General features: G+C 41.9%; 14 protein-coding genes and 1 riboswitch. Of the genes, 6 read left to right on the top strand and 8 right to left on the bottom strand.

The features are described from left to right. The first annotated feature begins 558 nt into the window (after positions 1–558). The gene (gene yiaY / locus AC0SAP_RS09955) at positions 559–1,707 is read left to right on the top strand and encodes an L-threonine dehydrogenase (RefSeq protein WP_094566642.1); all 1,149 of its coding nucleotides are present in this window, start codon (positions 559–561) and stop codon (positions 1,705–1,707) included. A gap of 325 nt (positions 1,708–2,032) precedes the next feature. Here the strand turns inward: yiaY and AC0SAP_RS09960 are convergent, their stop codons facing one another. After that, the gene (locus AC0SAP_RS09960; protein WP_286482061.1) at positions 2,033–3,148 is read right to left on the bottom strand and encodes a glycerol dehydrogenase; all 1,116 of its coding nucleotides are present in this window, start codon (positions 3,146–3,148) and stop codon (positions 2,033–2,035) included. Between the two features lie 206 nt (positions 3,149–3,354). Continuing rightward, the gene (locus AC0SAP_RS09965; RefSeq protein ID WP_286482060.1) at positions 3,355–4,275 is read right to left on the bottom strand and encodes a Dyp-type peroxidase; all 921 of its coding nucleotides are present in this window, start codon (positions 4,273–4,275) and stop codon (positions 3,355–3,357) included. Between the two features lie 397 nt (positions 4,276–4,672). Here AC0SAP_RS09965 and AC0SAP_RS09970 point away from each other — a divergent pair, with 397 nt between their 5' ends. The 4 genes from AC0SAP_RS09970 (at position 4,673) to AC0SAP_RS09985 (ending at position 8,251) form a co-directional block, all read left to right on the top strand. Beyond that, positions 4,673–5,146, top strand: coding sequence for an NUDIX hydrolase (locus tag AC0SAP_RS09970; protein ID WP_473384051.1), 474 nt, complete (start codon positions 4,673–4,675; stop codon positions 5,144–5,146). An 85-nt stretch (positions 5,147–5,231) separates the two neighbouring features. After that, a complete protein-coding gene (locus tag AC0SAP_RS09975) occupies positions 5,232–5,891 on the top strand; it encodes an alpha/beta hydrolase (protein ID WP_094566638.1) in 660 nt (219 codons plus the stop codon). A 10-nt stretch (positions 5,892–5,901) separates the two neighbouring features. Continuing rightward, complete coding sequence (locus tag AC0SAP_RS09980; RefSeq protein ID WP_473384052.1) at positions 5,902–7,260, top strand: CoA-disulfide reductase; 1,359 nt, start codon at positions 5,902–5,904, stop codon at positions 7,258–7,260. A 289-nt stretch (positions 7,261–7,549) separates the two neighbouring features. Continuing rightward, complete coding sequence (locus AC0SAP_RS09985) at positions 7,550–8,251, top strand: FadR/GntR family transcriptional regulator (protein WP_473384053.1); 702 nt, start codon at positions 7,550–7,552, stop codon at positions 8,249–8,251. 190 nt (positions 8,252–8,441) lie between these two features. On the opposite strand, the gene AC0SAP_RS09990 is transcribed toward AC0SAP_RS09985, so the two are convergent. From AC0SAP_RS09990 to AC0SAP_RS10015, 6 genes are all read right to left on the bottom strand, one after another. Beyond that, positions 8,442–9,128: a LysE family transporter gene (locus tag AC0SAP_RS09990; protein ID WP_473384054.1), complete on the bottom strand. Its 687-nt coding sequence runs from the start codon at positions 9,126–9,128 to the stop codon at positions 8,442–8,444. 338 nt (positions 9,129–9,466) lie between these two features. Next, a complete protein-coding gene (locus AC0SAP_RS09995) occupies positions 9,467–10,396 on the bottom strand; it encodes a Kdo hydroxylase family protein (protein ID WP_094566635.1) in 930 nt (309 codons plus the stop codon). Positions 10,397–10,457: 61 nt separating this feature from the next. Next, positions 10,458–11,714 (bottom strand): anhydro-N-acetylmuramic acid kinase AnmK, encoded by a 1,257-nt coding sequence (gene anmK, locus AC0SAP_RS10000; RefSeq protein WP_473384055.1) that lies wholly within the window; start codon positions 11,712–11,714, stop codon positions 10,458–10,460. A gap of 38 nt (positions 11,715–11,752) precedes the next feature. Further along, positions 11,753–12,679: an N-acetylmuramic acid 6-phosphate etherase gene (murQ, locus tag AC0SAP_RS10005; protein ID WP_473384056.1), complete on the bottom strand. Its 927-nt coding sequence runs from the start codon at positions 12,677–12,679 to the stop codon at positions 11,753–11,755. Positions 12,680–12,953: 274 nt separating this feature from the next. After that, positions 12,954–13,568 carry an outer membrane protein gene (locus tag AC0SAP_RS10010; RefSeq protein ID WP_473384057.1) on the bottom strand — a complete coding sequence of 205 codons (615 nt, stop codon included), beginning with the start codon at positions 13,566–13,568 and terminating at the stop codon, positions 12,954–12,956. A gap of 496 nt (positions 13,569–14,064) precedes the next feature. Next, positions 14,065–15,654, bottom strand: a complete 1,590-nt coding sequence (locus tag AC0SAP_RS10015; protein ID WP_473384058.1) for a peptide chain release factor 3 — start codon at positions 15,652–15,654, stop codon at positions 14,065–14,067. A 165-nt stretch (positions 15,655–15,819) separates the two neighbouring features. Between AC0SAP_RS10015 and AC0SAP_RS10020 the strand changes: the two genes are divergently transcribed. Beyond that, entirely contained in the window at positions 15,820–16,266 is a 447-nt protein-coding gene (locus AC0SAP_RS10020; RefSeq protein WP_094566628.1) for a universal stress protein, read from the top strand. A gap of 240 nt (positions 16,267–16,506) precedes the next feature. After that, positions 16,507–16,678, top strand: a riboswitch (M-box (ykoK) riboswitch). The last annotated feature ends 210 nt before the right edge of the window (positions 16,679–16,888 follow it).

Consider the following 16,888-nt stretch of genomic DNA (forward strand, 5'->3'; position numbering starts at 1 on the left):
ATAGTTTATCAGTAAGCATGGTTCGAGGCATAGCAAGTGGTAGGTTTTGTTTGACGATAATATTCTACCGCTTGCTTTTTTATTTTAAACCTCAATGTTCAACAGCCCCTATAAAAATTATAAAAAACTTACTTAGGTCAGATTGTCGTGAGATATATTCATTATTGATTCTGAAAAGCATCCTATAATGGGAATAGGCAGTCATACTATAAAACAATATAATATCTAGCTAAAGATCATTGCCGACAGATCATTGACAACAAATCATTATTGAGAGAATAGTAGAGAGATCGATCAACCCATTTTGTAAACGTAGCGCTATAGCACAATGTTATTATCGATATTAATATTTTATATTAAAGGTTTCCCACTCTCTCAGTTAGAATGAAGTTGAGTAGAGAAAAAGTAGAGAAAAAGACAAAATCAATCTACATTCGGTAGATCCTAGATCAATATTAAATAAAAATTAGATAAGAATTGCTAAAAAATATCGTTCCAATTTTCTTTTTTAAATAATCTGGTGCTTTAATCGGCACTCTAAAGACAAGGAGTCTAACTATGAGTAGTACTTTCTTTATGCCACCCGTCAATATTATTGGTGAAAATGCGTTAGCAGATGCAGTTGCAACTTTAAGAGGCTATGGCTTTAAAAAAGGATTAATCGTTACTGATAAATTCCTCGCAACCTCTGGCATGGCGGATGAAGTGATTAAACTTCTCAATAATGTTGATATTGAAGCTGTCGTCTTTGATGGTACAAATCCTAACCCAACAACAAAGAATGTCGCTGATGGTTTAGCGATTCTTAAAGAGAATGAGTGTGATTTTGTGATCTCTCTAGGGGGCGGGTCACCTCATGACTGTGCTAAAGGAATCGCGCTTTGTGCAACAAATGGTGATGATATCAGCGCATTTGAGGGCTTAGATAAGACTAAAAACCCACAATTACCGATGGTAGCGATCAATACGACTGCAGGAACAGCAAGTGAAATGACACGTTTCTGCATCATCACAGATGAAGAGCGTCACGTGAAGATGGCGATTGTTGATAAAAACTCAACTCCTATCCTCTCTGTCAATGATCCACATATGATGAAAGGAATGCCAAAGGGCTTAACAGCGGCGACCGGTATGGATGCGATGACACATGCTGTTGAAGCTTATATCTCAACAGCGGCAAATCCTATTACAGATGCTTGCGCACTCAAAGCGATCAGCTTAATTGTTGAAAACTTACAAGCTGCGGTTGCAAATGGGGATGATATTACAGCTCGTGATAATATGGCTTATGCACAATTCCTCGCAGGAATGGCATTCAATAATGCTTCATTAGGATATGTCCACGCGATGGCGCATCAGTTAGGCGGCATGTATGACCTTCCGCACGGTGTTTGTAACGCAGTATTACTTCCTCATGTCTTAGATTTCAATAAGAGCGCGGCGGCTGCTCGTCTTAAAGATGTTGCAAAAGCGATGCATATTGATGTTGCGAACATGAGTGATAAAGAGGCTGCAGATGCGGCGATTGCGAAGATTCGTGAGCTTTCAGCAAGTATCGATATCCCAGCGAACTTAACACTTCTCAATGCAAAAGAGGAAGATATTCCCCTCCTTGCTAAAAATGCACTTCTTGACGTCTGTTCAGCAACTAACCCTGTTCAAGGTACGCAAGCAGATGTTGAGAATATCTTTAAAGCAGCAATGTAATCACTTAAAATTAACTGTTTAGAGTTGTTTGCTTTGAGTTAGTTGCTTAGAGTCTTTGTCATTTTAATGTCAATGATCATTGTAAATAGACATTGCAAATAGACATTACAAATAAGCGTTATAACTCTTAAATGACTTTCAATAAGAAGAGCGTTCAAAATGAACGCTCTTTTTTATCTTCTGCTATATCTTCTGTCTGATCTTCTATTTAAATTTAATCAATGATTTAATCATCGATTTGATCATCGATTCGATCAGCTCGCTGATCAACGCTTCTCTCTATACGCTAATTAAAACAAAACGACCAAACACCGATATCAGAGTATTACGCCTCATCACTATTGAGCCATGCTCGTCCTAATCGATCTGCAGTGATAATCGCAGCATAGACATCTTCTTCTGTAACATTAAAGGGCATATTATGGATCGTATCAGCCTCTGCACAACTCAGTTTTGCCGCTTCTTTAAGACGCTCATGATAACGTGGCGCATCATCATTGAGACCCAATTGCGCCAATGTTACCGGCAGACCGACAGCTGTTGAGAAAGAGAGAACCTCTTCAAGCTCCTCAAGTGGACTATTCTCCAAAATAAGCTGCACTAAAACACCAAAGGCAACCTTCTCGCCATGATACATCCCATGACACTCTTCAATTACGGTTAATCCATTATGTATCGCATGGCATGCTGCTAACCCCGCACTCTCAAAACCTAAACCACTTAAGAGAGTATTGGCTTCAACTATATCTTCTACCGCTTTAGTACTCACACGATTTTCAACCGCAAATTTCGCCTTAAGCCCCTCTTCCAATAACGTTTGATAGCAGAGTTCCGCTAATGCCATTGCCGCTCTTGTCGTTAAGCCTCCGGCCATTGTCGCTTTCTGTGCATCAGTACAGGCCCTCGCTTCAAAATAGGTCGCTAAAGCATCCCCCATTCCGGCAACAAAGAGACGAACAGGTGCATTGGCGATAATTGTTGTATCCATCACAACAACATCTGGATTTTTGGGATAGAGTAGATAACTCTCAAACTCTCCATTATCGGTATAGATCACCGAGAGTGCACTTGTAGGGGCATCTGTTGAAGCTATTGTTGGAGCGATCACAATCGGAACTCCACCATAATATGCAACCGCTTTTGCCGCATCTAAGGTCTTTCCACCGCCAACGCCAACAATAATATCTGCACCACTTTGGGCAAAGAGATCTCCGAGACGTTTAATCTCATTTTGAGAACACTCCCCTTGAAATACCGCTTTATGGTAGGCGATATCACTCTTTTGACAACTCTCTTGCAACATTGATTCAACAAGCCCAAAGACAAATTGATCTGCAATAAAGAGCGCTTTTTTCCCAAGAGGCTTAATATACTCTGCAATTTCATAGAGCGCATTAGGACCTTGGACGTACTTACCGGGAGATTGCAATACTTTTAACATAGAGACTCCTTTGTTAAATGGGTTGAACGGTTAAACCGTTAGAGGTTTTAATAGATCCTCTCCCTTCACTTTAGCAGATCTCACGATCAGTTATCCATTCTCCATCAAAAAAACGCCACCTATTAGATGACGCTTCCTTAAATTAATAACTTAAATAGATATTCTTAAAAGATCTCCTACAGATGAGATCTACTACAGATGATCTATTACGCTGCCCCAATCTCTTCAAGTTGATCGAGTGATGGCGCATAGAGGAAACTTCCGGTAACTGCATGTGTATAAGAGAGCATGCGATCGAAATGTTCATCCTCTTCTCCAAACATGCGCGCTAACATCTTTTCATAACGGGTCAATTCTGCACTATAAGCGAGGAAATAGAGCCCTTTCTCTCCACTTGCATAACCATATGGCAAGCTGTGACGAACAATCTCTAACTCTTCCCCATCTTCATCAATCACAACTCGTTCTGTATGAGCACCAACCGGTTTCTCATCATCATCCATCTCAATATCTTCTACTTTTGTTCGCCCGAAGATATCCTCTTGTGTCTTAAGATCAAAATGGTTGATCTGCTCTAATGAGTGAACCCATTTTTGGGCAATGACATAACTTCCGCCGGCATCTATCCCCTCATTAATTACCGCGACTTCAGTACGATCTTTTAATCCTTTAGGATTTTCTGTTCCATCAACAAATCCACCTAGATCACGCGCTTCAATCCATCTAAAGCCGTGTACCTCTTCCTCTACCGTAATAAGATCTCCAAAGATCTTCACTAGATCTTGTGCCACTGAAAAATTGATGCGATGGGAGTGGGAATTGATATGAACAAACATATCACGCTGCGTTGCTTTCGCCATACCGTAACCGAGCTCTCTAAAATCGACTAATTCCGGTGCACTTTCACCATTTTCAGAGAGAGCCGTCCAAGCCTCTCGACCAAAAGCAACAACAATCTGCAAACCGGATTTATCAAAGCGACTGGTATACGATCTTTGACGCGCAAGTAGACCGGCAATCGCATCTTTAATGGCATCGAGATCATCACTCTTAAAATTAATTTCCATAAAAATCGCATGATCACGATTCTCAACGACTAATCCTTCCTGAAAATTTAGTTCACTCATTGCTGCTCCTTTCTTCCGTTATTAATCACGTTATTAATCAATTTATTGCGGAGTGTCATCGCTTATTTTAGAGATTCCCCTTAAAACAAGCGATTCTCTTTCTATTCAAAGCACTACTATTACTCCTACAATCATACCGCTTTTTACAATTATCGCCTACACTCAGCTCAAAAATAAGCGAGCTTTTACCCCTCATGTAGTTCTCTTTCAATTCTCCTTGAATCCTCTATAGATTCCCTATAGGTTCTCTTTTGCCGAGAGTTTTCTCACTCTTGATACACTCAACCACCTTAAAAGTGACGTACAATAGAGAGATCAATCCCCAGAAGGGGAAGCCACTGCATCACTCAATCACCCACGCTCATTACTAGAGCGAGAATTACAATGGTAAAACAATATGAATGATATAACTGACAGCTCCAGAGAAAAACTCTTTATCCTAGCCGCCGGCATTATGATCGATCCTAAAGGACGACTCCTTATTGTCCGAAAGAAAAATACCGAAAAATATATGCTTCCAGGTGGCAAGATCGAGCCCCATGAAACGGCAATCGAGGCTCTTATCCGAGAACTTAAAGAGGAACTCGATGTGGAGATTCCCGCAGCGCTTGCCAACTTTATCACCACTTATGAAGCGCCAGCAGCAAATGAGCCAGGATATCAGATTCGCTCTAACCTCTTCTTTATTCTTCTTCCCCAAGCAATCGAGGTTAAGGCTGCAACAGAGATTGCCGAAGCGATCTGGATTACACCTCAAGAGGTCGAAAATTACCCGCTTGCTCCGCTGATGACAAGTTTTGTCATTCCCACTTGGCTAGATCTGATCGCAGAAGCGGGAGCATCATTAGGATTTGATCTTCATAACGCTTAAACGACCTGCTCACAGACATGCTCACTTAAGGGATCAATGTTATGATCAGATAAAGTATATTCAATCTTAGAAGAGGAGTTTCCCCATGGATAAACCCATTATTCTCGATCCGAAACAATCGGCTGACTCTGCAGTAATCTGGCTACATGGCCTAGGAGCTACTAAAGAGGATTTCCTCCCCGTAGCGCAGATTCTTCAGCGAGATGCCCTACCCCATACCCGTTTTATTCTACCCCAAGCACCGGTTCGTCCCGTTACCTTGAACAATGGCTTTCCAATGCCCTCTTGGTATGACATTATCGCGCTCACATCCCCACGTGAAATAAAACTCTCTGAACTTGATGAGTCGAGCCAATCGATTATTGCATTGATTGAGGCAGAGATCGAAAAGGGAATTCCTCTTGAGCGTATTATTTTGGCAGGATTCTCCCAAGGTGGTGCTGTCGTACTCCATACTGCTTTTATCGCTTATCCCAAAAATGTCGGTGGCGTGATGGCACTCTCAACCTATAGTGCAACCTTCGATGAAGCGATTACCCTCGATGAAAAGAAGAAGCAGATCCCGACACTCCATCTTCATGGCTCGTTAGATCCTGTTGTTAAGATCGAATTAGGTCGTGCCGCGGAGCAATTTCTAAAAGCCCAAGGTATCGATACCCGTTGGCATGATTACCCTATGCAACATGAGGTGATCAATGATGAGCTACAAGATATTGCCAAGTGGTTAATAGAGCGTCTAGGTTAAGGAGGCTATTATGCAACAGGAACTCAATATTGTTGTCATTGGGGGAATCGCTGCCGGCATGAGCGTTGCGGCAAAAGCTAAACGGGAAAACCCTCAGGCAAATATTACAGTTATCGAAAAAGAGAACTATATCTCCTTTGGTGCTTGTGGTCTCCCTTACTATCTCGGGGGGCAATTTGATGACCCTCAAAAGATGTTTGCCCGAACGCCTGAAATGATAGAAAAGAGCGGTATCAATCTTCTTCTTGAATCAGAGGCCACAGCGGTTGATACAACTCGAAAAATAGTCACTTATCGTGACAAGAGTGGAATAGATCAGGAGATTGCTTTTGATCGCCTGATGATCGCAACTGGCGCTTCAGCAAATCGGCTCCCCTTTGAAGGAATGGATGCGCCTAATCTCTACCTCCATACAAAGTTACGCGATGCAGAGGCACTTAAAGCAAAACTCGATCAATACCGATCGATCGCTATTATAGGTGGTGGCTTTATTGGTGTTGAAGTTGCCGATCAATTAGCGCTACTTGGCAAAAAAGTCACCCTCCTTCAAAATGGTGATGCCATTATGCAAGGCCCTTTCGATCCAGAATTCTCTCACTTAATGCAAGAAGCGTTAGAGGCAGAAGGCGTCGATCTTCGATTGCAGCAAAATGTCACCGGCTTTCAACTCTCTGATGGCAAGATTGTCGCTGTTAAGACCGAAATGGAGAAGATCACGGTTGATGCGGTTGTCGTGGCCATCGGTTTTCGCCCTAATACCGACTTCTTGACCGATCCTCAGCTGAAGAAACTCCCTAATGGTGCGATCTTAATCAACCCATTTGGGGAAACCTCTATTGAAGGAATTTTTAGTGCCGGCGACTGTGCATCAATCTATCATCGACAATTGGGCGATCGCTATATTCCTCTGGCCACCTATGCCAATAAGATGGGGCGTATTATCGGCAGTAATATTGTTCGATCACCGGAACATTATATCGCTTTCCCCGGCGCTTTAGGTTCAAGCATGATTAAAGTAGGTCAATATGAAGCAGGAAGCACAGGGTTGACTGAAAAGATGGCAAAGCAGCTAGAAGAGTCAACTGAGGTAAAATATAAGAGCACATTGATTAAAACAGCGAACCATACCGATTACTACCCAGGTCAAGAGGAGTTGACTATCAAATTAGTCTATCGTGAGGATAATCACCGTTTAGTAGGAGCACAAATATTTGGTAAAAAAGATGCCGCACTCCGCCTACACGCTCTCTCTGTCGCTATTCATGCCGAACTCTCTACCGAAGAGTTAGGATTTCTCGATCTTGGGTATGCACCCCCTTTTACAACCACTTGGGAAGCGATCAATATTGCGGCAAATAGAGCCAAATAGTCTGCTCATAAAGTATTAAAAAATATTCAAGAGCAGATTTGAGAGATCACAACTTCTCCTATTTATCACAATAAAATCGGACTTAGGGAATCATTAAGGGATCATTAAGGGAGCATTCATTCATCTAATAGAAGATGAAATTGATTGCTCCCTTAACTTTTTTATGTAAAAGTGAAATCAGATAACAATAATAATCGGTCCCAATGTTGGTAGCTATTGAGTGACTGAAAACCCTATAAAGAGCTACCTTATTGAATATTTCGATAACTTATATTTGGAGGAATGAGAGATGAAATTATCCGCTGTTGAACGCTTACCTCATGAAGAAGTTATTCTCGATTTTATGGAGATGATTGAATCAGGCCAATTTCTTCCCGGAGAGATTCTACCGACACTCCCTGAAATTCAGGAATCTCTTCAGAGATCAGAAGCAGATATCTTAAAGGCGATTGATGTTCTCAAAGAGGAGGGTATCTTCCTCGATCGTGAAGGCCTGCTCTTCTTAACAAGAAGTGATAAAGATCTTATTCTTAGCCGTTTGAAAAATAGCGTTCTCAATATCCATTCAGCGGCCATTGTTGATCTTCTAGAAATTCGTGAGGGGTTAGAGACTCGAGCTTTCGCCCTTGCAACAAAACGCGCAACGAATGATGATTTACAACAGATTGAAGAGGCGCTTATCGCACTTGAGGAGCGAGTTAAACTCCACAAAGCGGCCACTAAAGAGGATCTACGCTTCCATCTCGCCCTGATCAAAGCAAGTCATAACCCCACAATGGTCGAGATGATGGAGATTATCTTCAAACAGCTCTTCGAATCACTCAATGAGACAAGAACCAATGTCAGAAAATTAGAGAATGTTGATCACTTTGTCGATGTTCATAGAGAACTCTACAATGCACTTTTAGCACGAGATGCAGAGAGAGGGATTGCGCTTATGAAGAATCATATTGAAGATACAATTAATCTCTATGTAGCCGAGTCAAAATAAGGTCAATCAACTCAAAAATCGAAGAGTAACCACTATCTCCGATCAAATATAGAGATAGATGTGAAGTTAGATGCGGAGATAGATGCGAAGATAGATATAGAGGCTAGTAACAGACTAGCCTTTTTTATTTGAAATTCCCGATGACTATAACGCCCCGTAGCTTAGCGCTTTGGCGCTCATCTTAATGATACTACCCTAAAAATAGCATCATTCCCCCTTGATAGAGAAGATTGAGCCCAAAGAGCAGAAAAAGAGCGCCGGCAACAGCATCAATATAAGCACCTAAACGCTGATAGATCGCCTTTGGCTTTGGCAAAGAGAAGAGAATCGCCACAATCGCAAACCAGAGAAACGTTAAAATCACCACTAATACGAAGATCTCGACCCGCATCACATTAGAGATATTATCCCCGACAAAGAGAACAAAGACGCTACCAAAGTAGATCAAAGCCTTAGGATTTGCGAGATTAGTAAACAGCCCCTTAAAGAGAAATTGCACCCCTTTTCGCTCCTTTTCGACCACCCGCTCCATCACCTTTTCAGTAGCATTATCGACAAGCCCCTGCTTCTGTTGATGCCGCGCTCTTAGCCCACTTTTTAAGAGCAATAATCCTAAATAACTGAGATAACCACCACCGGCAAGATAGAGTAGACCTTGGATCCAAGGAAACTGCTCAACTAAAAGATGTAAGCCCAATAGTGCCACCAGCGCCCAAACAGCCACACCGATCGTCACCCCAAATACAGCCATAAAAGCCTCTCGCCTTGAGTGACTGACGGCAACTTGTGTAATTAAAAAGAAATCAGGACCAGGAGAGATCAGTGCGACTAACTGAATTCCCGCTAGAGTGATCAATAGCATTGTTGCTTCATACATCGTAAAAATTCCCCTAATTGCCAATTTCTAAATCGCCCCTTATAAAGATTTATGCGCCGACTCATATCTCTACGTTGTAAGTTATAAAATGGGGCCCTAATAATCGATTCTAAAATGAATCTAATTCTACGATATCTCTCGTAAAAATTGTGGAAATTTTGAAAATATCACACGTCACAACAGGCTATTTTTAACCATTTCCCGGCATAAAAGAGTTATGTTTGCCGGCAAAAAGGGATCTCTCGCGCTTTACAACTCTTCTTCTTTAACTAAAAACAACAAAAAGGCGAGATCCTGTCTCGCCCTTTCACTACATTTTCAAAATAACGCTTCATCCCTTATACAAGTGGCTTCTTCACCATCGCTTCCAATACTTTTAACGGTGATTTTGCAGGATCCACCATATCATCGACATCAAGCTGGAAGGTCTGCTCTAACATAAATTGCCCACTCATCGCGGCATGAGGTGTCTGATCTGAAAAACAGATCCATGTTGATCCCGGCATAAAGCTTACATCCCACTGAATCCCATTATCTTGATACTCTTGATCTTCTTTCATCAGATCATGGAATTGCAACATAATATGATCATAATGGGTACGGCGACTTTTAGTAATCTGTAATCGATCTAAGAGAGCAGAACCAATTCGAGAGTATGGTTTACTCTTCGGCAATAGACGCGCAGCTAGTTGTGGGAAAGGTTCACCAACGCGCCATTTTCGTGGAACACCACTCGGATTAATATTATTAAAAATGCGGATAATACGACGCCCATGAAGGGGACGAGAAGGAAATGCATCTACATGTAGCCGGCGATCATCTTTACGAAAAGAGTGACTATCACTCCACTCATCAATCGCATTGAGACGTAGCGTATTCATTGGGCTATGTAATTTCCCCTTATATTGAGGAATCAGATCCGTTAAAAGCTGATAACTCGCTTCTGAATAGCGCTTCAACAAGCCCTCAACAGCTCTCTTCTCGTTCTCTGAGGCTGAATCAGCAATCCCTTTAATACTCTCTTGATCCGCTTGATACATAATATTCTTGCGCTTTGGACTGACTAAACGGGGATCTAATAATGCCTGCTCCTCTTCTGTTAAAACAAAGGGGAGTGAGGGAAAATAGAGTACCTGCCCCTCTTCTAAGCAATTGACAATATTCTCATGATCACACTCTTCAGCGCGCCACTCACTGATTCCTAAAACTAAGATGGGGGCTTCTGCGCTTCCCTTCTGCGCTTCTAGTGTGCTATTCGTTATCGACATTGCTGACCTCCTACAGATAGGACAAAAAAGAATGATTATCAAGTCGGCATTGTATCATTAATTAATCCCCCTCTGGAAAGGGATTGGGACAAATTTGACCTAAGACCACGGCATCAGAAGCGCCGGTCGCTGTTGGAAGATTCCCCGCTCGACGCTCTTTTGTCAAATATCCTAAGAGCGCAAAAGCCATCGCCTCTTTCGCATCACTGGAAAAACCGAGATCCTCCTGTGTTAAGAGCGCAACACCGGCAAGCTCTGCTTCTAGATACTCCATCAAAGCGCTATTATAAGCACCCCCTCCGGCAACAATCACCTGATCAATCTTATAAAAAGGAAAGATAAATCGACGATAACTCTCTGCAATAGAGTAAGCACTAAACCGAGTCAAGGTATGGATCAGATCTTCCGGAGCATAAGCTCGATAGCGCTCAAGAAGAGGTAGAGTATATTGCGCACCAAAATACTCCCGTCCGGTAGATTTTGGAGGCTGTTGTGCTAAATAGGGATCAGCTTGCAACTCCTTAAAAAGCTCAGGAATCAACCTTCCGCTTCGGGCAACCTCTCCATCTCGATCAAAATCACGCTGATAGAGAAATCTCATCGCGTCATTAATCATCATGTTACCAGGACCTGTATCAAAGGCAGAGATCTCCTCAATAGAGGCCTTACATGGTAGCAATGTTACATTACCAATCCCCCCAATATTTTGTAATAAGCGATGATAATCGGGATGTCGATAGAGTAGATACTCCGTCATCGGTACCAAAGGTGCGCCATCACCACCGGCCGCGATATCCATCATTCGAAAGTTAAAGTAGACATCACAACGAAAACGGTAAGCTAAAAGGGAAGGATCACCAATCTGCAATGTAGATGGCGTAAAACCTTTTTCATTCGCTACTGCCGGGGGTAGATGATAGATAGTCTGACCATGAGAAGCAATAAAATCAACTGCGCCGGAGAATCCCATCAATCGTTCAGGGTCTTGTACTCTTTCTAGTTCAACCTCTCTCAGAAGCGCTTCAACACTCTTTTGGTAGATTTCACCTAGCTTCATATTAAGAGAGCAGATCCCGGCAACGGTGGATGCCTCATTATGGCATTGTGCTTCAATCTCCGCCCGTAGCTGAGGAGAATAAGGGATTGAGATAAAATGGAGTAATTGACATTGAAGATCCTCCCCTCCTCTTACGATCTGACCTTCTTGCCCCTCTACTACAGTCTCCCTGATTCTCACTAATGCCGCATCAACCCCATCTAGAGAGGTGCCAGTCATTAACCCTATCGCAAAGGTATCGCGGATAGCTCTATCACTCATTTAAAGTCTCCATTTTATTTCTCCCTTAAGTTTATCCCTTAAATGGGATCTTCTTGCGCTAAAACAGCTCTAATGACACCTTGATGGGCATCTAATAATTGTGTCGCACTTTGATAATCGACCGCTAAAAGTGCCATAACAATCGCACTTTTAACGTGGTAATCTGCGGCCTCTAAGAGTTGAGAGGCTTTATCATAATCGATGTCGGTCGCCATCACTACCATCTGCCGGGCTCTTTCGATCAATTTTTGATTTGTTGCACGAAGATCGACCATCAAATTTTGATAGACCTTACCTAACTTCACCATCGTACCGGTAGAGAGCATATTGAGCACCATCTTCTGCGCAGATCCAGCCTTCATACGTGTTGAGCCGGTAATCACTTCAGCACCGACAATTACCTCGATAGGATAATCAGCAACCTTTCCAATTTTACTCTCCGAAACAGAGGCAAGAGAGATGGTCGCAGCGCCCAAGCTCTTCGCGTATTGTAAGGCTGATAAAGCATAAGGTGTCCGCCCAGATGAAGCAATCGCACAGAGGATATCATTACCTGAAAGTGCAACAGCAGCGAGATCAGCGATTGCAGCATCTTCTTGATCTTCTGCCGCCTCTACAGGATGGCGTAATGCACGATCTCCCCCGGCAATCAATGCCAGTACACTCTCCTCCCCAACACCAAATGTCGGAAGACACTCCGAAGCATCTAATACCCCTAATCGCCCTGAGGTTCCAGCGCCCACATAGATTAAACGTCCCCCTTTCTGCAAACGTAAAACAATCGCATCAATTGCCGCTGCTATTTGTGGCGTAACACGTTCAATGGCATCGATAACAGCTTGATCCTCTCGATTAATCAATCGCACCATCTCCAAAGTTGATAAGGTATCGATCTCCATCGTACGACTATTGCGTTGCTCCGTCTCTAGGGTGCCTAAATCGACCTTCACATTACTCTCTCTCATTCTTCTCCTCATAATTTACTCAGATAGTTTACGCTCAGCTATGATGCTCTCTATTCTACTATCATCCATAATAAAGAAGGGTTTCAAGATTATCCAAGAGGCAAGAGATAGAAGATAAGAGATAGAAGAAAAAAAGAGCCTTGAAACATTGTTCCAAGGCTCTACAAAATGGTTTCTTGATCCTATTTCAGATAAAGAAGATATTGAACGGAAATATCAACTAGCACACATTAATAACATATTCGTTGATATCTATTGATCTCATCGGTACAGATTAGAAGTTGTAACGAACCCCTAAGCTAAACTCATTACCACGTTGTTTAACTTTCAAGTTAGCACCATCACCAAAATTATGTTTTACTTTACCATAATCCATAAAACGATAAGCTAAATCGATATCTACATTGCTGTTAACAGCGTAGCTCACACCGGCACCCACTTGCCATGCAAAGTTACCCTTGCTCTTTGAGTATGAATCTTTTCCTTCAGGCGTAACGGTATTCTTCAATCTTGCATAACCAAGTCCTGCACCAACGTAAGGGGTAACAGCTGTACCGGTATTGAAATCAAAGTAACCATTTAACATTACAGATTGAGACTTTGTCTCTGATTCTCTCTTATCTGTATTCACCTTTGCTTTACCGTTATAGCCGTACTCAATTTCTGCACGCACATTGTTATCAGCTGCTGGGAAGATCGCACCATAAGCTAAACGAAGCCCACCTACATTTTTACTCTTTTTCGTATCTTCATTATTGAGTTCAAACTTACTATTCACATGATTGAGCACCGCTTTTGCAGAGACATATTGTTGGAAGTCTTGCGCTTGCGCTACAGTTAAAGAAGAGGTTACTGCCGCCAAGACGGTAACTGCTAATAATTTTTTCATCTTTTGCTCCTATATAAAAGATCACGCTATAAAACCAAATGTAGATAACTATCTGTTACTAAGGTAGTAACTAGATCTCATTACTAGAATGAGTATCCATATTTAATAATATGCATAATTTAATAGATATATCTTATTCATTAAATTATAACACTTTATGAAAAAATTATATATTACTCAGATGCGATTTAAGGCTATCGACAACGACTCATACTCAAATAATTAAAATGTATACACCCAATATTTCAAGCTATTATTCATTGCGATAGTTGCGTATTCTTCTGAAAAAGAATGTCTTTTACCATAAAACAATTTTTAATTATAAATCATATTAAGAATAGAGAAAGAATACTGAAGAAAAACTGCAGAGAAACAAAGATTATGATCTATTTATATAAAAAAACCTCAGCATAAAAGCTGAGGTTGGTAACTAAGACGCCATTATCTAATGTGTCTTAATCAGTTGTCGACTTCCTCTCGACACACTCAATCGATGTTAACCGTGAATCTCACGGAAGGCATCAAATTGAATATCTGGATAACGCTCTTGCGCTAAATGGAGATTCACACGGGTAGGAGCAATATAGACATACTCACCGTGATGATCAACCGCTAAATGATCTTCCGCACGTTTTTTAAATTCGGCAAACTTCTTCGGATCTTGAGAGTGTACCCAGCGCGCTGTAGAGACCTCTACATGCTCAAAGATACAATCAACATTGTACTCAAGCTTTAATCGATGAGCGACCACATCAAACTGAAGAATTCCCACCGCACCAATAATCAGATCATTATTACGAAGAGGTTTAAAGAGCTGCGTTGCACCCTCCTCACAAAGCTGTTCAAGGCCGCGCTCAAGATGCTTCATCTTTAGAGGATCGCGAAGACGCGCACGACGAAAGAGTTCTGGTGCAAAATCAGGAATTCCTTTAAAGCTTAGCTCTTCACCTTCGGTAAAGGTATCCCCAATACGGATTGTTCCATGATTATAAATACCGATAATATCGCCGGCATAGGCCTCTTCTAAATGACCGCGGTCAGAGGCCATAAAGGTCAATGCTTCTGGAATACGAATATTTTTGCCAATCCGAACATGTCGCGCGGTCATTCCTGGTGTATATTTGCCGGAACAGACACGCATAAAAGCGATACGATCTCGATGACGAGGATCCATATTAGCCTGAATCTTAAAGACAAATCCCGTTAATGGCTCTTCATCTGCTAATACTTCACGAGTTAAGGTTGCCTGCTTTTTAGGGCATGGTGCAATCTCAACAAATCCATCGAGCATCTCTTGAACCCCGAAATTAGTGATCGCAGAACCGAAGTAGACCGGCGTTAAGCGCCCAGCAAGATACTCTTCAAGATCAAATTCATGGCTTGCCACGCGAACAAGCTCAACCTCTTCACGAAAAGCATTGGCACGCTCCTCTCCTAAAACCCCATCTAATTCAGGGCTATCTAAACCTTGAATGATCTGCCCTTTGCTGCGAGTTCCCCGCTCTTTTGAATCATAGAGATGGATATAGTCTTCAAGAATATGGTAGACACCCTTTAATTCTCGCCCCATACCGATCGGCCATGTCACTGGCGCACAGTTGATCTTTAAAACCTCTTCCACTTCATCTAGAAGATCGATCGGCTCTTTTCCATCTCGGTCAAGCTTATTGATAAAGGTGATAATCGGCGTATCGCGAAGACGACAAACATTCATCAGTTTAATTGTCTGCTCTTCAACCCCATTTGCACAATCGATCATCATGAGCGCTGAATCCACCGCCGTTAAGGTTCGGTAGGTATCTTCCGAGAAATCTTGGTGTCCCGGCGTATCGAGCAGATTGATCATACAATCGCGATAAGGGAACTGCATCACCGATGAGGTCACTGAGATCCCCCGTTGTTGCTCAAGCTCCATCCAGTCTGATGTAGCATGACGCGCAGCCTTACGCCCTTTTACAGAACCGGCAAGATTGATGGCACCTCCAAAAAGCAGGAGCTTTTCAGTCATTGTGGTCTTACCCGCATCGGGGTGGGCAATAATGGCAAAGGTTCTACGACGGGCAACTTCTTTCGCTAATTTACTCATGATGAATATTCAAAATTGACTCAAAAAATAGGTGTCCGTATTGTACACGTTTTTTTGCCCCAAGTCGCTTTTTAAGCCTATGATGATTGATAAATCACGGATCTCTTGCTATAACAAAAAGAGATGAAATAGATGACCACTCATATATATAGCGGGAGAAAAAAGATGTCTGAATCGAATGAGTATCAACATATTCTTGTAGCAGTTGACCAATCTGCGGATGCAGAAAGGGTTGGCCGTCAAGCCCTTATCGTTGCACAAAGAAATCATGCAAAGATTACCCTCCTCAATATCTTAGAAGGAATTAGTATTAGTGCCGGCTATGAGCTTATGCCTATTATTCCACAGGTCTCTGATAGCGAAATTATTGCAGAAGCAAAAAAATCGATGCGCGAGCTCTCCCTTAAGTTGGGAATTCCAGATTGTGACACAATGGTCATCTCTGCATTATCAACAAAAGAAGGTATCCTTCGTGCAGCGGAAGAGCTAAAAGCGGATCTCTTGGTGATCGGTTCCCATACTCGTTCAGGCCTTGGAGTTCTTTTAGGATCAACGTCGGGATCGATTATCAATGATTCTCCTTGTGATATCTTAACGGTTAAAGTCTCATAAAACTAACCACAAATAACCATAAAGAGAACCATAAAGAAAACTATAAAGAGGTGCCATAAAGATAGATACAGAAGATAGGATTTAAAACTCTCTTTAAAGCAAATTAGATCAAATGAATAACAGGAGCGTTGAAAAAAGAGTAAAAGCTTTGAAAACTTCATGACTATAATTTGCTTATTCAAAATTTAAGGGTACAGTGCCCTCAAATAAATATTTTGGGTTAACAGGTTATTAATTGTTAACTATCCTCGTTAGGTGAGGCTCCTATATGGAGGTAAGCTACTGCCCAGAAACGTCGAGAGACACCAATGGGTCAGCAGAAACTGTCGAGCTAAGGCAGTATCTAATGTAGCCGGGATTCGGATGAATACCCATGCCATATAGTGCTAAAACTTTACGAAAGAGGAGAGATCACTGTAAAGGCGCCTTTACATATCGATAAAACACCCTCCTCACGTTTTGTGGTTGGGTGTTTTTTTTGACCTCAAAATAGACTGATCATTTATGGACTTGTAATCTTCCCTAAAAATAATACCGATCATAAGTAGAATTTTCTCGTATCATTTACTCAGGAGAAAATAGCGATGAAAAAATCAAAATTCACAGACACACAAATCATGTC

Source organism: Ignatzschineria sp. PL_is040 (genome assembly GCF_055813795.1).